Raw genomic sequence first — 22,320 nt, 5'->3', positions numbered from 1 at the left:
TATACTTGAGGTAAACGTTAACAATCTATATGAAAGTAATGAAGAGGAAACTGATCAGCCTATAACAAGCAGTGAACTAAATAGATACGAGGAAAGTCTACGTCAAGTACAAGCAATGGTCAAACAAAACAGAAAAGATGAAGCTCTCGATCAACTTGAAGAATTAAGTAGAAGTATGTTAGCAAAACTCATCTCCCTTTCAACTTCGTATGAGAAATTAACAGTCCAAGTAAAAGCTGTTAAAGAGATTATGCGGATTTAGGCAATTTGTTAGCTTAGTACCTTTTTTATCCGATAGTATCTCCATCTAACAACACTAAAAGGAATAATAATAGCCAAGGCCAGTAATATGGTAATACCCAAATATATCTTATTAGCCTCCAGTGAAGTAACCAATTGATCTACCTGTTCTTTTAAAAGTGGAACCTCATAATTAACCTGTAGCATGTATTGATTATTCAAAACAATTAGTTTCTTGTTTAAATCGTCTAGTAACGTAAGCTGAGCGTTATAAAGATTCTCGAAAAGTAGCATTTCCTTACCGTCCGGAAAAATCAACTTCTCTGCATTTATATTATGCACTCTATTTAATAAATGAAGGGCTTTTAAGAGGTCTCGATTAATAGTACTTTCATCTGCCTTATTAGCCATCGTTTTTAGGTACATTTCAGCGCTGTCAAGCTGTTCTGTTGCCAAGAATAACTGCCCAAAATTCAGTAGTGTTAAACAGGTCAATTTGTTGTCCGCATCAGAAACGTAATTGATTAAGCTTAACGAATTTCTAAAATAATCTTCTGCTTTATCATAATCTCCCTCCTGTAAATATGTCTCCCCTATGTTATTAAAAGCTATCACCTCCTTCCTCTTCTTATCAGATAATCCCTCAACGGAAATTGATTGAAGATAGCTGTTCCTGGCCTGCTCATATTTTTTTTGATCAAAATATGAAATTCCGATCCTGTTGTATAACAGGTTTATAGTATATGCATCTTTCGTTTGTAATAGTGCTGTATCATATTTACCAATTGCTAATTCATGCATTCCCTTAGCAGCATAGCATTTACCCAGATTTAAATTTATCCAGGCAAAATAGCTCTCATCTCCTTCCTTAGAAAATAGTTCATAAGCTTTCTCATAGTATTTTTGAGCATTAGTATAATCTTCTGCCAAAAGAAATATGTTGGCAAGATTATAGTAATTGTCAGCTAGGTACAGGTACTCATTTAGGTTCTTAAATATTTCAATGGCTTTCACGTAATGAGGAATTGCGTCACCTGGAGATTTTCCCTGTTTCGCCAAGAAACCTAAAAGTCCATGAGCCTTAGCTAGCCATAACTGCTTATCTAACTTAACTGACAACTCCTTCTGTTGAATGGCATATTCATATGCCCTTTCCAAATCAGAATTGTATATTCCCTTACTTAGCTTATAAAGCAATTCAATTTTTTCCTCCCCATCCGGGGTGGTTTTTAACTTATTTAGAAGACTATCAATATCTGAGCCTTTAGTGGAAATAAAACAAAGTGATAAGGCTAATGATATTAAATATTTCATTTTTCACTATATTTACTGATTTGTGTCAGCAAAATACAGCAATAATTCAAAAAAGCAGAAGTTTCAAAAGTGTAATATAAAGTGTTTCCTTACACCTGATGGATAAGTTGCAAGAGAACAGTTTTTCGAGGCAATAATATTTCACTCTAACCTCTAGGTGGAATATCAGGAGAATCTTCTTCACCAGTCATTAGTTGTTCCTGATTATCAGGAAAATCTGGTGTTACTTCTTCTAACTCATCTGAACAGGCCGTAAAAACTAAGCCTCCGAAACCAATAGCCAGCACAAAAGTTAACTTTTTCATAATTTATTGTTTATTTGTCGTGAGGCATGAATTACGACATAAAAAGAGGCCAATAAAAACAGAAATAATGGTTTCCGTTACCTTTGTAATGAAAAGGAAGAGTAAGCAAAGGTTTGAGAAATTATAGTTCCTTAAACTGTTATTTTGTTGAGGGAAACTGAAAAAAATACTAGTACCTTAATAAGTTAAACAGTGGGTAAAAACACTTATTCGTTTAAAATATGTTGATTATATTACACAGATATCACTGAGTTTCCTTGATTTTCTTTCTTAGCAATTGTCACGGCTCCCCCAAATGATCAATAATGCGCAGCTTATCCCTGAAACGGGCTTGACGTGTTGGTTTCATGGTACCTCAAATAATCGCTTATAAGCTTTACAATGGCATCATTCCTAGTCTTGTAGACAGGTTTATCATCAAAATCCCTTTCGAGTAGCATCATTTTAATCTTACGGCTTTCTTCCTGGTCGATGTACTTCTTTGCTGCCCTGATAAAAGCTGCCCGGCTACAACCCCTGATCTTTTGATTTCTAATGTTAACATAGATAAAGAAGCTCTTCCGCTTTTTAAACTCCACCTCGTCAATCATTCCCTGGGCGAAGGCATCGGAAGCCAGGTTGTATTGTTCATCCACGATAAGCTGGGCGATCCGTACCAAATAGTACTTGGGTATCCTCTCTCGATAACGGGTAACATCATCGACCTGATGGTGGAGCCTGAGCCAGAAGCAGTTTTGCCATTCAGTAGTGGTGATCTTGGCAATGGACTGATGGGTGAGCAGGATATCAATGCCTTTGTGCCTGATAGTACACAAAGCCCCGATCATGGCCTGACCCCGTCCACCGGACATATAATGGTCGATGTCGTCCAAAATAATGAGGCCGTTACGAAAGTGCTTTAGGATCTTCGCTACCACCTCTTTCTTCTGATCATCATCCATCGGGCTTCCGTCCGGATTAAAAGGACGGATACGCCTGGCCTGTACATTGTTCATAGCCTTCAGGTGGTCAGGGCTGACAGTGACATACTGATAGTCATCATCATTGGTGTCAAAAGCCAGTGCTTTACGGCCTTTTTTACCGGTTTCCAGATTGTCCTTCATATAATTCAGGATCTCCAGTTTATTGCGATAGGTCTTGCCCACACCGGTCTCGCCACACACTAAAAATATAGCCGGTTGACGCTCCAGCTCTTCTGCACCGGAGGCTACGGCTTTACCTCCTTTGTTCCCCTTACCTGCTTTTTCCTTTTCCTTAATTGTTATCATCGTCTTCAGCAACTTCTAATACCGGTGTTTCAATTTGATCCTTTGAACTTTCTTCATTGATCTGCTCATCATCCAAATCATCGTCTTTATTTTGCGTTGCAGCACCCGCACCCCTTTCTTCCCTCATAATATCCAGAATACGCTCTACCAGGATTTCATTTTCCATGCGGATTTCCATAACAGCCTGGCCTTTCTTTATAAGAATGGAAAGAACAGCTCCCAACAATTGCTGTTCAGGGGTGAGCTTTGTCGCCTTTTTCTTTAAAATGGCCACGAGCAGCGGCCTGAGCAGCGCTTTATCTTCATCATCCAGTCTGAGCCTTTTAACGTTCCTGGTGTTCTGCTCTTCAATGACTTGGATGATCTCATCGAACTCATAGAACTCCTTGTGCTTTTTGATCTTGATAAAGAAACCGCCACCGACTTCCATCACATTATCAGCAATACCTAAGAAGGTATCAGCCACTTGACGGGCGTGTGATGTCGGCAGTTCAAACTCTTCGGTTTCCGCCCCGTCAAACTGCATATCATCATACTCTTCGTTGATCTCCTGCTCCGGGGCATCTAGTGAAAAGGGCGCTTCAGCGGTTTCTTCATCATCATGATAAGACCCTGCTTCTTCCTGATCATCCAGTGGTGGCTTTTCCGCCTCAATCCGGGCGATGTCTTTTTCTTTCACCGGCTGGTTAAGAGGACTTTGGTACTCATCGGCTATTTCTTCAAACACAATGTCCCTAAAGTCCTGGCTGAGGACATTTTTTACTTCATCTGCTATGTCTGACATGATTAGTTTAGTTTTGAAATGAATGCAATGGTTTGCTTTTCAATGGTAATATAACGCTCATTAAATGTCTCGTTATACTGGGGTATGGACAGCATATCGGCACATTTTCGGCAAAAGTAAATGATGTTCCTTTTCTTCTGGTTAAAAAGCTCTCCGATCTTTCTAAAACTACCTTCCGTATATTTACGGAGCAGGTAGTAAGTGACCATGCGGGCTTCACGATACTCCCGTACCGTGCTGGAATAAAACTGCTCCCGGTCAAGATTAAAAACAGCTATACTACAGGTAATGATGTATTGGGTGATCAGCGTTGTTTTCTCCATATCGTGGGTTTCCATCGAGCTGTTATCAATAAAGCTCTCCAACAGCTCAATGGTATTGTCAACACCAATTTTCCCCAATACTTTGTCCAGGCTTTTTTGAAGGAGCATGTAAGAGGAAAAACCCGGACTTACTGAATATGTATCGTTCATCATTTTATCAATTACGTCTGTCTGTTATCTCTGTTTGTGCTTTTAAAGCACTTTTTTAATATTTATCTCCCGATTTATATGTTTTAGCGGTTTATTACAGCACTTTTCCATTTAAAGGCGATAAACATCACCCCCGTTAATGCGGTAGCCTTTACCTTTCTTTTGTGCACGAAACTTTTTCCGTGCTTTTGAGTCCGCTTCCTTCTCATCTTCGGCTTCCACTTTGTAGCTTTTGTGAGAGGGCCTTCCTGTAGGAGTAGCGTAAAAAATCGTGACCTGGTAACTGTGACTCTTGGCTTTCTTCATGCTGTTACCCCTTTATGATGTCATAGGAATGAACGAATATACCTGTCCTCTCCAGCCGGTAGCTGCCCACCTTGAGTGAGCCTTTTGATAGGTCACCCTTAAATCCCATATCCCTGAGTGTGGATCTGCGCAGGGACTTTTTTCTACCCATTTTCCACAACTGCTCTATAATATCGGGGTCAGCCAGGCTTTTGATAGACTTTTCCTCTATGTCTGCCACCTCATTATTCTCCAGGTATTCCTCATATTCTTCCAGCATATCCCCGTAAATCTCTTTATCCAGGGCATCCAGTTTCTTTCGAAGGACTTTGGCATCTTCTTCAATGGTGTCCTGAAGGCCGGGGAGCATGATCCCGAAAATGGTGATCTTCTTTTGCAGGCCTTCGGAAAAAGAATCCAACCCCATGTGATTTGTGGCCATGAACTCCTGGTGCAGGTAATTTTGATTTATTTTCGTTTTCATCGGTTATAGTTTTAAGGCTTCTCTTACATATTTTGGCAGGTGCTTTTCAATGAAGTGAGGTTCAAAGTGGCTTTTCAGGTATTTTGCCGCTTTGGCAGGGTCTTCCTCGTAGAAGACTATTGCCTGTTTCAGGTTATTGATCACGTCAATAGCCGCTTCTTTGATGGTCTGTTTATCTTTACCCACAATCGGCAGCACCTTTTCAATGGAAGGCAGGTCTTTTTTCCATTGTTCAGCGATCTTTTTCCTTTCCTCTTTCTCTATCTTCTCTTCCATAGCGTCAAACCTTTCCTTGATGGCTTTTTCTCCTAGCTTTGCTTTCAGCTTGTTCATGCCCCATACCTTGATCAGCTTGCTGTGAGTACTGAGCAAAACCGCTTCTGTCTCCTGCTGTACCTCTAAATTCTCTTTAAGCTTGTCTGGGATGAGGTTAGCAATAGAAAGCAGACGCTCACGAAGCTGCATGTACCTTGTCTTTTTCGGCTTTGGCCCTTCTGACTCTCTTTTTTTCTTGTTATGCTCCCTGATCACGGCACGACATTGCTCAATGTCCTTTTCGACCTCCTGAAGCTCCTCCATGATCTTTTTTGATTTTTCATGCCGCTTTTCCTCGTCTTTAGTCAATTCAAAAAGGTCGTCTCCAAGAGCATTTACAAGCATATTTATGGCCGTAACAGCCCTCCTCGAATCGCGCGTATCAATGAGTTCAGGTATCCACTTTCGAAAGCTCTCCACAGCTTCTGACACCTGCTTTTCAATAGCTTTGCCTTCGAGATCCATCGCTTCCCCCAAGTCCATTGTTGTGGTTTCGAGGATTGCCTGTAATTCCGCAGGTAGTTTTTTCTCCAAAAGCGCATTCAGTTTCAGGATCACCTCCCGGATCAACTGCTTATTTAGCTTTGACTTTTCTTCCCCTCTGTGACTGTTTTTTTTCCTCCTGGACTTCTTGACTTCTTCTTTTCCCTCCCCAAGTTTATCCAGTAATTCATCGACTACTTCAGCCGCATGCCTGCGAGGCTGCTTTTCATCCTCGTACACATGTCCAAAACGAAGCTCCTGATTCCTCTCTATTGTCTTTTCCCAATGCAGGTACGGCTGAACTGCTTCTTTTGCTGCTTTTATCATCGCCTGATCATCCTGGATATCCAAAGCTTTTTGAAGGTCAGAAGCCGTGTTAAACATGATCCCCTCCAGGTCACCATCAGGAACCTGTTCTCCTAAAACGGTAAGCCTTTGAATGACACCATTGACAAACCTTCGCAGGTCACCATCAGGCTTCTCTTTGACAATGCTTTTGGTGCCCTTCACAGCATCCGGGGCATGTCTTTTTGCCAGCTCGTAGAGCTTATTGATGTTGTCTGCCGCTGTTTTCTCAAAGAATGCCTTATCTTCTTCGTTGTGGTAGTCCTCAATCAGGCTTCGAATAGCCTCTATTAAAGCTTTTCCCGCTTGCTGGTCGAACTTACTAAAGTCCAAATCCATTAAATCCTGTATTTTTGCCATCTTTGTGTTATGCAGCCAACTGCATTTCAAGTTCTAAAATCTGTATTGCCCTTGCCCGTTCCTGTTCCCTGATCCTTACACGGTTCTGTTCGGCTTTCTCTCCGCCTTGATGGGGTTGGACTTTGATGCCGTTTTGCTTCAGCAGTTCAGCGAACAGGGCATCGGCTTCTTTTGCCTTTTCATTCTGTTCTTTAAAATCCTTGGTTTCTTTTTTGATCACTTCAAAAGCTTTGGCCGGATCAAACCTGCTTCCGGTCAGCTCTATGATCTTGTCCTGCTTTTTGACCTGTATCCTTGACAGGTCAGCGGGCTTTACTTTTTCGAGGATGTACATATTATTCTATGGTCGTTTGAAAATGTTTGCTGGTAAAGGGTTTTCAATCCTTCAAAAAATTCATTGGCTTCCGCCTGGTCAGCGTAATGTATCGAGCAATCATGCGGGATACCATCCATGTGAAAGCATTCGTAATGGTAGCATTGCACCGGGCGGTCGGGATCATCAATATTGATGCTCGTCCACCGCAGAATCAAAGTATTTTTCCGTTTGGGTGAAGTCATGACCCTGAAATCCCTACAGGTTTTGCCACACGCTTTTGTGCGCTCATGGGCTTTGTCCATGATGGCATTGATGATTTGTGTTTTAACCTTTTCCATTTTTTCTTGTCAGGTTATAGATGTCTATGATCTGTTTTACTTCCCTGGCTGCTGCCTCAAGCGAGTAGCTTTGCTCAAAAACAAAACCTTTAGTTCCCAGGGCGTTGACAAAACCCTTTCCAATGTCAGGTAGCGTAGAACCCAGACCTTCAGGAATAAAAAGGTCAAAGTAATTGGCCATTGCTATAAGCGCTTTAAATCCACGGTAGCGGTAGTATTTTGGATCAGAACTTATTAGCAGGAGCTGGTTGAGGTCAACCTTATCCTGAAACCGCTTGACTCGTACACAAGCGACAACGGTTTGAGCCTGGAAGCTGGTTTCAATAAGTATGTTAACCTCGACTGGCACCCCTCTTAGCTCCATGAACTCTGCCAGTTCACAGCACCCCAGGCCTGTATACAGGATATTATTCCCTTCTATATCGGCATTGGCCCCGGCCACCAGGTAAAGCCTGATGGCGGGTAGCGAACTCTCCCGGTGCTCAAACCACGCATAGGCCTTTTTAACGGTTGTAATTATTTTCGTTCTTCCCAACTCTATATTGAGCTGACTTGCGGTTTTGTCCAGTGGGGTTGACAGGCTGACTTTTTCCAGCCTCTGTAAGTTCATAGCCGCACGATCAAATGAAAACACCCCAATTCCCCGGTCATTATAAGCGATCCGGGGTTTGGGCATCTCTTCAGCTTCGAGATGGTTCAGGTATTTGTACAGGTATGCCTTGATCTTTGGCTTGATCTGTTTCACTAAATGCAAGCCAGAAAAGGTATCATGCGCATTCAACTCATTAAGGTCTGCCGGGGGTGGATCACCATACCAGGTCGAGCCTTTCTCAAGCCGCTCCCTGGTATAAACGTTTGTCTCTTTCCACCTGGCTTTGTTGGCAGGGGAAAGCTCGCGTGTTTGATGATCCACGAAATCATGAAAATCGCCCGCGCAGTCGAAGAGCAGGTAGTTATATTTATCACCTGCCGAACTGACCGTATGTTTCCTTGGGTTCAGCATTACCCGTTCCTTCGTTTATACTCCCGGATGAAACCCTCTCTCATCACTGTACCTTTATAGCTGTTATAGAAGCCTTCAAGGTTTACCTCTTCGCTGATGTGCAGCGCTTTGTCCTTGTTCATGGTGCTCATGTAACTTTCCAAAGCGTCTCTAAAGGTTTTCCCGTTTGGCATCTTTTTATAAAATGCTCCTGTTCCATCCTTCATACCCAACTCCCGTTTCATCTCCAGTTCATAAGCCCGTTGCATATTAAGCATTGTTCGCAGGGTCATGATGTCTTCCGTATCATCGTCACCGGCTTCCTTACCTTCATAGCGAAGAATGGCATTTCTGATCCTGATGCATATCTCCGCTACGGCAGGATAGACAAGCTGCCTTTCCAGCGTTTCATTAAAGCCTACCTTGTAAATACATCCGCTAAAGCGATCCAATAGTGAAGCATCCTGTTTGTTGTTGCCCACATAGTTGCCGCTGATTCCTTTCCCGATCACGTTTCCTGTAGCCACACAACCAAACATGGTGTGCTTTCTCACCGGCTCGTTTTTGCCGTTGAAGATGATTGCATTTTCTTGTGCGCTTTTGGCTAATGCGTCATTGAGTATCCCCGCGGTGTTGGCATCCAGCTTGGGCATTTCGTCCAGGATCAGGATTTTTCCATCCCTCCAGGCTTCGATCAAACCGCCCTCTTTATAGCCTTCAATAGTCTGGCCGCCTTTCAAATCAATAGGGGATGTCCACTGGTTACAGTTGATCACAACAAAGGGGAGTTCTTTACCATCATTCTCAGCCCTTCCAAACAGGGAGAAGGCTACTTTTTCTGCGAGCGTGGTCTTTCCGGTACCTGCACTGCCTACCAGGAACACATTATTTCCGCAACTCAAATCATCCAGTACCTTCATGAACTGTGGGATTTGCTCTGCTTCAGGAATATCAATTTTCGGTTCTTTTCTCATTGTTCCAATTCTATTTTTAACTGCATGATCAGTTCATCAAGTGGTGAAATGGGTTTAATCAGGTCTTCGTATGCCACCATCCCCAAGTCATATGCACTAAAGTCACCCCACACAAATTCGGGATTTCCGTCTTCATGTGCATTGTTCATGACCAGGTGGCCCAGCGTCAGTATCACTTCTTCCATATCCTGTTTTTTGGCTTCACTTACCACTTTCAAAACTTCCTTGTAAAATGGGGTTGCCTCGGTTGCCGCTTTCCATTGCCGGTAAGGTTCGCTGGCCGACTCAAATACCGGTATCAGTGAGTAGTTGTATTTTTCCTTGTCCAGTAGGGGACGGCTGTAGAGCACGAGGCCAAACGGGTAATGGGGCGAGGGTTCTTTGTATTCCAGGAAACCACCCGCCGGATTGCTACCCTGTCCATAAGGACGCATAAGCTTATAGGTATAGACACCATCAGGGCGGGCGGTTTTCTTTTTCCAATCCTCTTCATTCTCTATCTCCCAGTCTTCCAGCTCACGAGCTTCACCCTGGTATTTGATCCCATGTTCATCGAGTTGCTTTAAAAATGCTTCAAGGTTGTCCAGGTGAAGGGCTGCTGTCATTTCCCCGGCATTCTGGACAAAGTCGGGCAGTTCGTCTTCGCTTTGGCCGTCCGCCCGTTTAATCAACTGCCGAAGCTTTTCATCGGTGTGGAGCTGGAAGTTGCCTTTCTTTTGGATAAATACCTGAAAGTAATTCCCGCTTATCTTTGTCAGCCTGATACGCTCTTGAGCATCCCAGAAGCTTTGACCTTCATGAAATTCCCTAATCCTTTCATAAGCGTCAGATATGGGCAGTACACTACTGATATCAGTTTGAGGCCCTATTCCGGGAGCCATAAACACCCCGTTCCGGATCAGTCCCTCTGTGGTATTGTACTTGATCAGCCTGTTTCCCGGCCCGATCATGGAGGAAGCGGCCACAAGATTTTCGGTAAGGATATGCCTTCTTTCGCGTGCCTGGGAAGCTGATTTGATCACCTCGTTCCATCGCTCAGTAACCGTTGCGATGTCTTCATCAGAGATATTCTTGCTTTCGGCATAGATACTTTTGATGTCATTAAGTGATGCAGGTACCAGGTTGTACTCCAGCAGGGCCCTAAAGTCTGTTACCGCAAAAAGGAAGCTTACATTGCCTGGTGTATAGGGATTATCCTTGCTGCGGTCGATACTAATGCCACTGAATATTCCCAAACTATGTCCAAAACTTCCCCGGATTGGGATCTTTACCACCTGGCCGATCTCCCATAAACCAATAGCCTCCATAATGGTATCACGGGTTTTCTCCAGGTCTTCCAGGTATGCATCCAGCGACTTGTTCTTTTCACCGATCATGGCTTTCAGCCTTGCTTTCTGGCGTTCAAGCTTTTGGTCATCATCATCATCACCACCTGTTGCCGGAAGTTCGTCATATTCCTTTTGCAGTTTCTCAATGACTACCAGCCGTTTCAGCCTTCGTTCCTCCAGGGTCTTCTCATGTTGCTCCCGCACTTCATTGATCAGCTCGGTCTGTGCCTGTTTAGGCCGTTTGCCGTCCAGGTGACGGGCGATGAGCTTGTCCACTTCATCCCTGGTCAGGGGTTTGCGAAGGTTATTGACAATACAGACTTCCCTGACCGTGTGTTTGCCAAAGGGGGTATTACCACCTTTTCCTTTCTGGAAGAGGTACTTCTTTTCAACTTTGGCGTCCAGCTTTAAAAACTCTGTCTCCAGGTCATAGGTGCCCCGTTCTTTTTCCCATCGTATCCGGTGATCGTAACGGTTAAGCAGATCATTATAAAGCTTGTCCTGCTCCTCAACACTGAGCAACCCGGCACGCCCGGTAACCTGCTTGATGGAACCGTCTTTACCTTCATTCCGGACGAAAGTTACTTCTCCATACTTGCCCAGCACCCGGTGGTAGGTAGGCCAGCCCATCTTTTCCACCAGCTCCTGATTTTCATTCACCCATTCCCAGGCTACGGCATCTCCATACTTGTTAAAGAAATCGGGGCTTTTCAGGGTGTCGTCATTGGTTTTCTGTGATCCTGTGGTATTGGCATCGAGGGACTTCAACTTCCCTTTCAGCATGGTCATTAACCGTTTTTCGGTTGGTATGTCGCTGGTAACATAATAGTACTCTGGCAGCACTACCTGACCCGTCCTGTTGATTCTTCCCCGCTTCTGTACTTCAGTGTTGATGTCCAACTCGAACTGATGAATGATCATAGTACGTACCCGCTGATCCTTATAATCTGATGAAGCATGTGCCGAAGAGCCGGTACTGCCGCTCTGATTAATGAGCAGTACATCATAGTCCCCGCGATTAAAGAGGCGGAAAGCTTTTTCCGTGTCCGACCTGAAAGCTTCTATAATGGCTTCACCGTTTTCGAAACGGATGCGCTGGTTTCTTCCGGTCACTTCGGCTACCCTGAAGGTATCCCCGTTGTGGCCTCCCAGGGCAGATGATTTCTGACTGCCTTGGATAATGTGCATGAGCTTATCTATTGGAGATATGGTAAGGCCGGTGCTTTCTGCCATCATGGCCTCTTTGATCTGGTGGTACATTTCCTGGCCAATCCGGGGAATGTCTTCCAGGAATACCCTTCTTCGTTCCTTTTTGCCATCAATTGAAGTGTAGCTGTAATGGAAGATGGATTCCAATCCCTTAGTGAGCGTTCTGGTAAAGTCCATCTGTTCAGGATGGATAATATCCCCGCTCACCAGGTTCAGGTCTTTTAGAAATGAACCCATTGTGCTTTTAAAAGCGATGACCACTTTTTTATTTTCATTGAGAAGCCGCAGGGTTTCTTTGGCTACTTCTTCAACTTTGAGCGAAAAGAGCATCTGGTCAATGATGTTGAATACCCTTGAAAAATAAGGCGCCTGTTTTACGCCTAAGCTCTTAGGCTTGACATCCATATACTCCCCGGCCTTGCGGGCGTCTTCATGTATCTCATTGAGCACCGGAACAATATAGCGTTCCTCAAACTCTACGACCTGGTTCATCAGTCTGGTGATCCTGTCAACGCTTGCCCGGTTCTTACTTCGCTCAGGCTCCTGGTCAAGTACCTTGTATTCCACCCGGATACCTTCCCCTGACCGCTGCCTGCGGATAAGCTGCCCTGATTCGGCAAGGTTGGAGGCCACGATCTCCTGCAAGGCCAGCCCGCCACGCTGCATAGAGCTGACAAAATCAAAGTCGCTCATGTTGGCCTCCTGGATGGCGGTCTTTTTTGAGTAAAATGGCATCACCTCCGGGTATTTGGCAAAAGTGGCGCTCAAAAAGCAGCAGGCTTTTGTTTTGGGCAGGACTTTACGCATCCAGGTGCCGACAATAGAGTCAAAACCACCCGCCATATGCGATTCATCGAGGATAAAAACTACTTTTTTGTGTTTTTTGCTACCTTCTACGCCACGGGCTACCAGCTCTGAGAGCCACATCCTTTTATAGGGTTGCGCTGCCTGCACTTGGGAGTAGGTACAGAAAATACAGTCATAGTCAGAGGGCAGGTAGTCAATAGGTTCTACCAGCGTTACCGTAGGGTATTTCTCGGGGTCTGGGAGTGGCTTGTTGATCCTTTTATGATATTGGATGGAAGCCGGACTTTCTGTTGGCACTGTCCTTTCATGGTTCAGCAGTTCATACTGGTGCTTCTGGCTTAATGGTGAAAATACCACGTGGCCGTCTGAATCTTTGATGCGTGCATCGGTATCGGTGTTGATGATAAAAGGGTGTATGCCCGCAAAGCCAATGCTTTTCAAATCCCGGTACATGTCTGTAAAAAGATCGGGTTTTCGGGTAAAGAAAACCGGGAGATAGCCGTTCATGATGGCATGGCGGATCACAGCAGCGGCCTGTCTTCCTTTTCCTATGCCGGTCTGGTCGGCGATTATAACGCCCTGCTCTTTATCAAACTGGGTCAGGTACATGGCTACTGCATCCACCTGCTCCGCCCCAAGGCCTTTCCACAGCTCTTCCGTACTGGTATATTTGAGGTGGTTACGGACATAATTGTCAATATTGCCCTCTCTTTTTACGATCCGGCTCAACGCCTTCTGTACTTCAAAGGCCATGTTCCTGGGAATAAGGGTATTCATCCGGTATGGTGCCTGTGACTTCGGCACATACTCTACCAATGCCGTCTGGCTGGAAGCAAGGGCAGCGGCTTCTTCCACTGAAAGTGGGGATGCTTCTTCTGTAAGGACGATATCTTGGTTTTCTTCTTCCATATTTTCAGCTATCTAAAATGGTGGAAAGGGATTCGAGGTAACTTTTTAATGTGACCTCCTGGAAGATCGAAAGGGCATCTTCCCTGGCAAGGCCTCCATACATGATGGAATCTTCCGGCAATGAGGGGTCAAGGTTAGCCCAATTGTCCCTCAGATCCCACATGGCTTTTTCCATTGCCCAGGTACCTGTAAGGAAGGCTGCTATATCTTCTGGTGACTCACCTGCCGGGCAGGTGATCCCCAAATAGTCTTCGATCATGGCCCGTGGGTCTTCCCCCTGTTCAATGGACTGTTCTACCAGTTCATGCAGGTGAATAAACAGTGCCGCCTCATGGTCTTCGAAACTATTGAAGGGCACCGGGTTAATGACCATATACAGCCGGAGCTGGCGTTCACTTTTCATTAATTGGTTGTTGATAAAGATCATTTTCCTAATGTTATTTTGAGTTGTGTGACAATGGTATCCAGGGTATAGCCGGTATGGCGGCTTACCCTTTCCCATAATTCTTCAAAGCTGTCCACCATATTTTCCAAGTGGGGCGCCTGCTCTTTTCGAGGGGAAACACCCTCCGGTTTTGCTTTCCTCCCCCCGATAAGGATCAGCATGGTCTTTTCAATGGCTCCCTGCTTGTTATAAAGTTTGAAGCTGTTCATGTTGATCACGTCATCCACTTTGTAATGACGATAAAGCCAGTTGAAGAAAGGCCTGTATTTTGCAATGTATCCGTCACTTCCGAAGTAGATATGCCCCATGATAATGATGGCTGCTTTGCCGCTGTCCCTCATGCAGTGCAGCGCCAGGCCCGCCATCATGTGTTCAAGCCGGATGTTGGAAGCCAGTCCTACCTGGTTATGGAAATACCTGCGGATGATCTCCCGCTTATCGTATTTATTGTCTTCCCATTTCGCAAACGGGGGATTGGTAACTACTACATCGAAGCGCTTATGCATGTAAAAGATGGGAGGCTCTGCCGCGTTCTCAGATTCGATAGTTCGAAAACGTTGGTACCGCAGTGATTCCAGCCGGGTGGCATCAATCTCGTTAACGTGGCATTTGTCAGGTTCGGCACCTACCAGGAGCAGGCCATTTCCCGCGCTGGGTTCATAGATGTCTTTTGCCTGATCCATTTCCGTATATTGTGCGACGATGGCTCCGATGGGGCAGGGAGTACTATACTGTCTGTACAGTTCCTTACTGCTGTCCGAATAGGCATATGTGGGCTGGACATTGTTCCAGAAGCGGATCATTTCTCCCAGCCTTGCCCCAAATGGTGTGGTCTGCCTGTACAGCATCCTGTACCAGAGCAGCCAGCTCAGCTCCACAGCTTCCCACATCACGCCCATATTCGGCACCTTCAGCTCACCGGCCAGCTTTTCGATCTGCCCTTTGGTTGCCCGCCTTCCTTCCGCATACATTTCGTGCATGTGGGCAATGACCTGATCCAGAAGATAGAAACGTGAAGGAGTTTCAGTACCCGGAAGAGGGATTTCCGGACGGGTAAAGTACATGTCAAAGCCAATGTATTTGTTCTCCTCCCTTTTATAGCCACTTTGCTCTTCGATGAACCTGACTGCCGGCTCAAGATATTCTTTAGGTCCACGGATGGCGACAAAAGAAGCGTAGCCATCCATCTTTGGGTCTAGCGGATTTGAAGCGGTAAGCAGCCTGACGTAGTTGCCAGTCCATAAATATCCTGCAACCGGGAGTTGCTGGATTCGAGGGTACTGACCTACGGCAGTGATACCGTCAAAGCCTATAAGGTTGAGCAATTCTTTAAAGACTTCCTTATTCTCAAAGGCGATGGTATCCCAGCCGTATTCTATATAAGGCGTGTCGATAAAAAAACCCTGTCGTTTTAGTAAGGCCTGTAGTTCCGGGTAAGCTTGTAAAGCCTCCGGGGGAACGTTATCCAATGTTATTGGAGCCTGTAATATCCGTTCAAGGATTTTCTTATCGTGAGGTTCAATCTCCGAAGAAAGTTGGTTTAACCGTTCAATAACGTCAGCTTCCGGCAGTTTCTCTTCCTCCTTTTCTTCAGGAACCGGAATTGATTGCAGGAACGCAGCGACATCGGGATAGGTCTCCAGGTTGGCAGGTGCAATGGGTTTCCCGTTTTGCGCTGCCCATATCACCAGCGCCTCATGTATCTGTCCATCACGGGCATTTAACACCATTGGGCTTCCCGTCTTACGAATTGCCATGATCTCCTGAAACTGGAGCCTTGTCATTTCCCAAGCATACTGCCTGTCAGTTACCGGGTTTTCACCAAGAAAGGCATTTGGTGGCAGCTCTTCCTGCTCTGTTTCCTTTCCTGGCTTTTCCGGCAGCTCCGTTTTAGCTTCTTTACCAGTGCCCTCCGGTTCCTCCTTTTTAACCTCTTTTACCTCACAAGGGCATGGAGCGCCTTCAACACCAAAGGTTTTGGCTTCACCGGCTTCCAGATCGAAGTACAGAAACCCTTTTGCATCATCGTCTTTGATGATGCTGTCCAATAAATAAGGCATAACAAAGGCGAAATCCGTTTTCAGCCCCTGCGCTTCTTTCAGCCCGCCCTGCGGAGCAATAAGGAGAAGCTTGTCAACGCCATTGATCCCAAATTCCAACTGTGCATGGCCGAGCCTGGCCATTGAAGCCACGCACTCATACAGGAAATTCATATCGAACCCGATAATAAGGTCACGGCATTTAATAATGGTTACCCCTTTGGCATACCACATCCCTGACTTCTTTAATGCAGAAAGGTAATTGAGCAGGACATGCGCATCCACGACAGTGGCATTCATAAAATCCTTTGGAATGACTTCCTTGTAATCGGGATAGTTGACACTCTTTCTGAAAGCTTCGGCACGCTCTTTTTCAATTTCCTCAAAACGGGCAGGTTCATTGGCTATAGCCAGGGCATGCCAGCATTTCTTGGTAATACAAAACAGGCCTTTGCTTTCATCTGAAATGTGATGGATAAATAGCAGTTTCCTTGAATCGGTGGCTACAATGCCATCTTTATCGAAGAAAACACCCATCATCTCTTTACGGGTATCGCTTTCGGAAGTAAATTTTACAAGCAGCTTTTTCAAGCCCTCATCATCAGGGTCGGCTTTCCAGTCAATGCTTTGTATGGCCTGTTCTTTCTTATAGGCTGTGGGAATTAGATCCCAAAGGTTGACTTTCAACTCGTCCCTGAATGATTTGGCCGTTATGACCTTTGAAAAATCCTCCCATCCCCGCAAGGCCATTGGCTTTTTCAGCTCCCGCTTCTTTGCGGTCACTACCGCAAAAGGCAGAAGCTGGTGGTGTTGTCCTTCCCGTATCTGCCTGAGCAATGTGTCCAGGTAGTTGGCTGCCTGGTCATATTGCTCGCTGGAAACTGTTTCTTCGATCTCCTTAACCTGATTATCTGGTTCAGTAATGTTTTCGCCTGCCGGTTCCGGCAGATCAATATTAACGGATCTGGCATAGGCATAAATAGCTTCAATGGCTTTTTGAAGCCGTTTGTTCTTCAAAGCTTCATTATCCAGTATGCTGTCCTCTTTACCGATCTGCTCTTCCAGCCGTTCAATATGTACCATGAGCGCAAGCCGCATGGCTGTCTGGCGATCCGGGTAACGGTCTGTGACCATACCCGGAGCAAAGCCCTTTGAGCTTTGATTACCGAAAAGTTTGGAGTGGGTAAGACCAATAGCATATTCACCCGTTTCAGTTTCTACCAGTTCTATCGAGGCTTCATATTTTGCCGAACTTGGGATAGGAATTTTTATGCGTTCGTACCGCTCTCCGGCTGTTTCACGGGTGTAAATACCATGTTCGTTGGTCAGGTTTTCCTTTGTTACTTCCGGTTCCTTGGCAGGGGTTTTGATCTTTGGTTCCTCTGTTATGGGACTTCCAGGAAGTTTGGTGATCACCTTTCCGTCGGCTAGCAGCTTCCTGGCATCACGCTGGTAGTTCCTGGGGAAGATTTCGACTTTTTTGAACCGCTGCCCATAGTGTCTGTGTCCAAATTCGTTGACAATAGCCTGGGCTTTTGGTTTAGAAGGTTCAAAAATGATGAAGTCTTCGAGTTGAAGGTTGCCATCTTCTCTTTCAGAATAAAAGGTAATGAAGCTGAAGTTCTTGAGGTCTATATTCCCACTTGACGGCTGAAAAGGCAGGGAGAGTACTAATTCTTTCACCCCTTCAATGGAAGCTTTCAGCGTATCAGCAAAGGCGCGCCTTTCACGTGTATTGGTCGCCTTCCATATGTTGTCGCCATCAGAGGCGAAACCACGCTCCCGGAGTTGCTTTTGGATATCCTCTCCGGGAGATTCCGAAAACCGTAATTCCAGCTTACGGCCAGACTTGTTAATAACTACTTCTACAGTCACTGCCTTCATAGGCTTAAAGAGTTTTTGTTAAAAAATTAACCTTGGCCTCTTTAAAGGCAGTATCTACAATCCTTGGAAATTTCCTAGACCTGATCCGAATGCGCTTTTGTTAATGTGCTGCTCTTTAAAGCACTGTTATCTCAGGGGTGGGTATCCTTCTTTAAAATGAATAGCCGTGCACCAAAAGAACCTTCGTTTCAATGATCTTTTGTAAATGTAGGAAACGGGTTTGACAGATCATTGGTACAAAATTGTACCAGGGTACAAAAGGCTTTTTTCAGCCGCCGCAATGTTCAAAAAACAGGCATTTTTGATAACCGCCCGGTTCAATTATTTTTTGAAAAAATTTTGGGCTATGTTGGTTTTATGATGTTTCAGGAGCTTTATGTACGCTGAACGTCCCGGTTCAACGCTGTCTTTAACAAACAAAAAACCGGGTCTTAGCTATAAAAAATGAGGTCTAACTGTTTGACTTCAAAATTTATGGGGTCTTTGGGCATAAGATTTAAGGAGTCATCTGTTGATGTTGCTCCGGTTCTTGTCAGTACATGACATTAGGACTATATGACTCGGTTATAGATTTACCTTCGATATGCACTCAGTTCATTGCATATCTCTCTTGGGCAAGAACCCAAATACTATTATGCTATATTCACTTATTCATTTTCATTTATTTCGATAAAAACGGTTGAAACTCCTCCATCATCTTCATTTAAATTGCCATTAGTATAATCTCCGCCTAATTCATCTATGATGTCAGAATAGTATGAGCTGTTTAATTGGTCAATATTTATGAAGTAGCATCCATCGAAGTTTGATGTAGCTTGCCGCGGAAAGTTTCCAATTCCCATGTTTTTTCTTCGAGTCATTTTACCTTTTGTAATTGAGAGTAAATCCCAAATCATTTGTGACCAATCTTCAGTAATATTCCCGTTGTTATCAATGTTCCTACCATTTATAAACTGAAGAAAGGAAATGATTTCACTTGCTAAATCCGAATTTAAAGTGAGTAAGGAATTTGTCATGGCACACCCATATGTAAAAGTCCCATATTGTTCTAAAGTAAAAATAGAAGACGGATCTATCAGAAGATATTTTGCTCCTTGAGTTGTTGTCTTGGGGAAAATATCTCGCGAACAACCATTTAAGTGTGCGGCCCTTGCATATTTATATTTTGGCCATTTTTCATATAGGTGTAGTTGTGTGTCTCCTGCTGGAACATGAATTTGTGGAGAAGACGACATTTTGGCTTGTAATAGGAGTGAATTTATTGTTGTCAGCTTTTTTTTGTCGGCGAATTTGAACACTAACAATAAATCCCCCAATTCTGGTCTTGGTTTTTGTCCAAAATCAGCTAAAGGTTTTTGGTGGCAAAATACACTTGTCAAACTAACCTGAAACTTCGAGGTTAATACAAGTTTAAGAATTGACATTAATTCGGATGCCCAATTGATACACAAATCGGCAATAAAATCTGGTTCTTGCACGTTATTTCCGAGCGAACTGCATCTCTTATGAACTCGAATAGTACTTTTAGTAAAGGAATTGTCTATAAGCTTATGAAGTAGCTGTCTGTTCGATGATATTTCTTTTATATAGTCCATTTAATTTAATTAATAAAGCACGAGTAATAGACAAGTGTAACACTTTACAGGCAATATACACCTCAGCAGTATCAATATTCAATCAACCCGTTTTTGATAGCCCACAAGACAAGCCCAACTCTGCTTTTTATGTTAAACTTCTCAAAAAGTGACATTCTATAGCCATCAATTGTCTTAGGGCTGAGACACATTTGATCTGCAATCTGATTATAGGTCATTTCTGAGCAGGCGAGCTTGAGGAACTCTCTTTCTCTTTCATTAATGTCGTAAAAGTCGCTTTGCACACCGTCATTTTTTAAGGAATGAATCAACTTTCCCGTAACAAAATCGGTATAGTAATAACCTTTGGAGTAAACCGAAGACAACGCCTCTTTAAATTCACTAGGTTCGGCATCTTTGCATAGATAACCTTTAACCCCCAGCTTGAGCATTTTTACCACTGTTTCCTCTTTTTCGATCATGCTCAAAACCAAAATACGAATGTTAGGAAAGTGTTGCGAAAGCCATTCCACTGTCTCAAAACCGTTCATTTCCGGCATGTTCACGTCTATCAATATAATATCGGGAGGATTTTGAGAGTCCAGTTTTTGCTGGAGATCCAAGCCATTGTCAGCTTCAAAGGCAACAACATATCTGTCGGAAATAGATTCGATCAAACTGCGGAGACCGCCACGAAACAGTTTGTGGTCATCTACGAGGGCAAGTTTAATTGTCTGATTCATTGGTCAGAGGTGCGTTAATTATTATTTCAGTTCCTGTATTGACCTTGCTTTTTATCTGAAGGTCTGCATGTATCAATGTAGCACGTGTCTTCAGGTTCGTGGGGCCGGACCCTCCGCGTTTAATGGCTTCATCTATACTAAAGCCAACACCGTTGTCTTTAAAAGTTAATTTAAGAAAATTGTTAGATAGAGCAACATCAACGGATAAGCAGGTTGCACCGCTATGTTTGAGTGTATTATTCAGTATTTCCTGGGACATGCGAAACAGAATAATTGTTTTGTCGGGATCAAGTGAAACATTTCTTGTATTACTCTCAAACCTAACCTCGTACAGCCCAAGCTTTTTAATACGTTCCATTTCCTGTTTTAAACCTTCTATCAATCCTGTATTAACCACCTGATCGCTATTCAATGAAACACTAAGCCCTTTAATATCTGATATTAGCTTCCTGATCAAATTTCTGGTCTCATCGAGCTTTTCTTCAGCCTTCTCTCTTGAACTTAGATCTATAATATTCAGGTTAATCTTAATTAAACTGGCTATCTGTCCAAAATTGTCGTGTAACTCATATCCAATGTGTTTCAGCGTCTGCTCACGTATTTCAAGCTGTGCCTCAAGCAGGTTATTGGAGAATTGATCTTTGATCTGCTGCTTTTCAATTTTGTACTGTTGGCGCTTTCTTACAAATACAAGTGTAAAAGCGACAATAAAGGCGCATAGGAGAAAAAATAATAGTGAACCAGCGGTAATGGCTACAACTATATCCGATATAGGAAATTCTTTCATGGTTGAATTGTTTTTGCCTGCCGCCTATAGTCACTGTAAAAGCCAATAAGGAAAACCAGATACATAATGGTGTTGAATACATCATGTATAATCCATAGATTTTTAAGAAGACTGTCGCTGTTAGCCATGATGTAATGCCACAACCCAAAGATCAGCATAGTACACGAGGTATAGAGAAATAACCCCAGTAGAAAGAGTAAAAATGATCTTTTAGTATTTATCAAACGATCATCATTCTCATAAATATCCAACAGGCTCAGTAATATCCAAGCAGTGTAAACAAGATTATTAAAACAGAGCCATTCGGTCAGGAACTTCCTATCAATACCCCAATAACTAATAGAGGTTACTCCAAACAACAGACAGAGCACACTTAATATTTTGAAGATTTGTTGCTTTCTGGCTGAACTATAACTTATTCTAAAAAAGAAGTACAGAATCAAAAGCTCCACTCCGATATTAACATTGTAAAAAACATTAAGAGCAGGGATTCTCCCTAAAAAAGCCCTTGCTAGTTGAGGAATACACGCTGCTAAAACCAAAAACAATATCAGCCTGGATTTGCCTGAGAGCCTGGTGTAAAAGAAGCATCCCGCCACGGCCGGTAGCAGGATGCTCCAAATGGATATTTTATTGATGATGTCTTGGATACATGAATATACTATTTATTCTTCACAAAAAAGATCATTCCAGTGGCATGTTTACTGTCCAGGTTTGACCTCCCCATCTTTGGAGGGTATTGCGTAGCTGGTTCGTCAATATCCAGAGATGTGTATATTGTTTCTTCTTCGCCAGTCTCTCTGTTTGTAGTTGTTCCACCTATCGTACAACCAGCCGCTACCACCGTGAATGACCCAGGTTTTCCTAAATCACCTTTTTCGGGGTGAGCTCCTAAAAAAATCATTAAATGAGTTGCTCCCTCACAGAAGAACCGGTCGATATGTTCCCTCTCAAATACGAATGCATTAAAATCTTTCTGGTCAGCAAAAAGGCTTTTATACGAATTATTGCTTGGTATCTCGTCGCGGATATCACATGTCGGCTTACTGTCATCGAGTTGGGTTTCGTCATACTCCCTCTTCACTCGCCCCTTCATGTGACAGAAGGTTCCAATTATTCTATTTGCCATGTCTCTTGTAATACAACGGCTTTCCGGTTTTAATGTCGCGTTGTTGCTTTTACTTTTCATAATAAAGGTGGTTTTAGTGTAACATTTCATCAAGATAAGCCGAGAAATAACAATAAAATAGCAACAACACCCGAAACAGGATAATTCTAGCCATTCTCAGGCTTTTTCCTATTTAAGTTTCAGGACTTCTCCTCTGAAAG

20 protein-coding genes are annotated in these 22,320 nt (G+C 43.7%); 1 reads left to right on the top strand and 19 read right to left on the bottom strand.

What is annotated here, in order from left to right; translation table 11 throughout:
* Positions 1-262: hypothetical protein (locus tag E1163_RS30585; RefSeq protein WP_185156099.1), on the top strand; the 262-nt coding region annotated here is incomplete at its 5' end.
* An 8-nt stretch (positions 263-270) separates the two neighbouring features.
* Here E1163_RS30585 and E1163_RS15290 read toward each other — a convergent pair.
* From E1163_RS15290 to E1163_RS15200, 19 genes are all read right to left on the bottom strand, one after another.
* Positions 271-1,554, bottom strand: a complete 1,284-nt coding sequence (locus E1163_RS15290; RefSeq protein WP_155173322.1) for a tetratricopeptide repeat protein — start codon at positions 1,552-1,554, stop codon at positions 271-273.
* A 146-nt stretch (positions 1,555-1,700) separates the two neighbouring features.
* Positions 1,701-1,859 carry a hypothetical protein gene (locus tag E1163_RS15285; RefSeq protein ID WP_155173321.1) on the bottom strand — a complete coding sequence of 53 codons (159 nt, stop codon included), beginning with the start codon at positions 1,857-1,859 and terminating at the stop codon, positions 1,701-1,703.
* Between the two features lie 314 nt (positions 1,860-2,173).
* Positions 2,174-3,127, bottom strand: a complete 954-nt coding sequence (locus tag E1163_RS15280; RefSeq protein ID WP_155173320.1) for a zonular occludens toxin domain-containing protein — start codon at positions 3,125-3,127, stop codon at positions 2,174-2,176.
* Positions 3,114-3,911: a hypothetical protein gene (locus tag E1163_RS15275; RefSeq protein WP_155173319.1), complete on the bottom strand. Its 798-nt coding sequence runs from the start codon at positions 3,909-3,911 to the stop codon at positions 3,114-3,116. Before E1163_RS15275 ends, E1163_RS15280 begins: the two co-directional genes overlap by 14 nt.
* A 2-nt stretch (positions 3,912-3,913) precedes the next feature.
* On the bottom strand, positions 3,914-4,387 hold the full coding sequence (locus E1163_RS15270) for a helix-turn-helix domain-containing protein (protein WP_221418009.1): 474 nt from the start codon (positions 4,385-4,387) through the stop codon (positions 3,914-3,916).
* A gap of 108 nt (positions 4,388-4,495) precedes the next feature.
* Positions 4,496-4,690: a hypothetical protein gene (locus E1163_RS15265; RefSeq protein ID WP_155173318.1), complete on the bottom strand. Its 195-nt coding sequence runs from the start codon at positions 4,688-4,690 to the stop codon at positions 4,496-4,498.
* Between the two features lie 4 nt (positions 4,691-4,694).
* The gene (locus tag E1163_RS15260) at positions 4,695-5,153 is read right to left on the bottom strand and encodes a hypothetical protein (RefSeq protein ID WP_155173317.1); all 459 of its coding nucleotides are present in this window, start codon (positions 5,151-5,153) and stop codon (positions 4,695-4,697) included.
* A gap of 3 nt (positions 5,154-5,156) precedes the next feature.
* Positions 5,157-6,635 carry a hypothetical protein gene (locus E1163_RS15255; RefSeq protein ID WP_155173316.1) on the bottom strand — a complete coding sequence of 493 codons (1,479 nt, stop codon included), beginning with the start codon at positions 6,633-6,635 and terminating at the stop codon, positions 5,157-5,159.
* 28 nt (positions 6,636-6,663) lie between these two features.
* Positions 6,664-6,990 (bottom strand): hypothetical protein, encoded by a 327-nt coding sequence (locus tag E1163_RS15250; protein ID WP_155173315.1) that lies wholly within the window; start codon positions 6,988-6,990, stop codon positions 6,664-6,666.
* Complete coding sequence (locus E1163_RS15245) at positions 6,969-7,310, bottom strand: hypothetical protein (RefSeq protein ID WP_155173314.1); 342 nt, start codon at positions 7,308-7,310, stop codon at positions 6,969-6,971. The genes E1163_RS15250 and E1163_RS15245 overlap by 22 nt, the downstream gene beginning before the upstream one ends.
* Positions 7,297-8,313: a DUF7192 family protein gene (locus E1163_RS15240; protein ID WP_155173313.1), complete on the bottom strand. Its 1,017-nt coding sequence runs from the start codon at positions 8,311-8,313 to the stop codon at positions 7,297-7,299. Before E1163_RS15240 ends, E1163_RS15245 begins: the two co-directional genes overlap by 14 nt.
* Positions 8,313-9,266, bottom strand: coding sequence for an AAA family ATPase (locus E1163_RS15235; RefSeq protein ID WP_155173312.1), 954 nt, complete (start codon positions 9,264-9,266; stop codon positions 8,313-8,315). The genes E1163_RS15240 and E1163_RS15235 overlap by 1 nt, the downstream gene beginning before the upstream one ends.
* A complete protein-coding gene (locus E1163_RS15230; RefSeq protein ID WP_155173311.1) occupies positions 9,263-13,519 on the bottom strand; it encodes a strawberry notch C-terminal domain-containing protein in 4,257 nt (1,418 codons plus the stop codon). Before E1163_RS15230 ends, E1163_RS15235 begins: the two co-directional genes overlap by 4 nt.
* A 4-nt stretch (positions 13,520-13,523) precedes the next feature.
* On the bottom strand, positions 13,524-13,922 hold the full coding sequence (locus tag E1163_RS15225; RefSeq protein ID WP_155173310.1) for a hypothetical protein: 399 nt from the start codon (positions 13,920-13,922) through the stop codon (positions 13,524-13,526).
* A gap of 20 nt (positions 13,923-13,942) precedes the next feature.
* Positions 13,943-17,887, bottom strand: a complete 3,945-nt coding sequence (locus E1163_RS15220; protein WP_155173309.1) for an N-6 DNA methylase — start codon at positions 17,885-17,887, stop codon at positions 13,943-13,945.
* A gap of 647 nt (positions 17,888-18,534) precedes the next feature.
* On the bottom strand, positions 18,535-19,482 hold the full coding sequence (locus E1163_RS15215; protein ID WP_155173307.1) for a hypothetical protein: 948 nt from the start codon (positions 19,480-19,482) through the stop codon (positions 18,535-18,537).
* A gap of 71 nt (positions 19,483-19,553) precedes the next feature.
* Positions 19,554-20,204 carry a response regulator transcription factor gene (locus tag E1163_RS15210; protein WP_155173305.1) on the bottom strand — a complete coding sequence of 217 codons (651 nt, stop codon included), beginning with the start codon at positions 20,202-20,204 and terminating at the stop codon, positions 19,554-19,556.
* On the bottom strand, positions 20,188-20,991 hold the full coding sequence (locus tag E1163_RS15205) for a sensor histidine kinase (RefSeq protein WP_155173303.1): 804 nt from the start codon (positions 20,989-20,991) through the stop codon (positions 20,188-20,190). The genes E1163_RS15210 and E1163_RS15205 overlap by 17 nt, the downstream gene beginning before the upstream one ends.
* 661 nt (positions 20,992-21,652) lie before the next feature.
* Positions 21,653-22,180 carry a hypothetical protein gene (locus E1163_RS15200; protein ID WP_155173301.1) on the bottom strand — a complete coding sequence of 176 codons (528 nt, stop codon included), beginning with the start codon at positions 22,178-22,180 and terminating at the stop codon, positions 21,653-21,655.
* Positions 22,181-22,320: the final 140 nt, after the last annotated feature.

The organism is Fulvivirga kasyanovii, from assembly GCF_009711405.1.
Lineage (GTDB): Bacteria > Bacteroidota > Bacteroidia > Cytophagales > Cyclobacteriaceae > Fulvivirga > Fulvivirga kasyanovii.
This window is presented reverse-complemented; position numbering and strand designations above follow the sequence as displayed.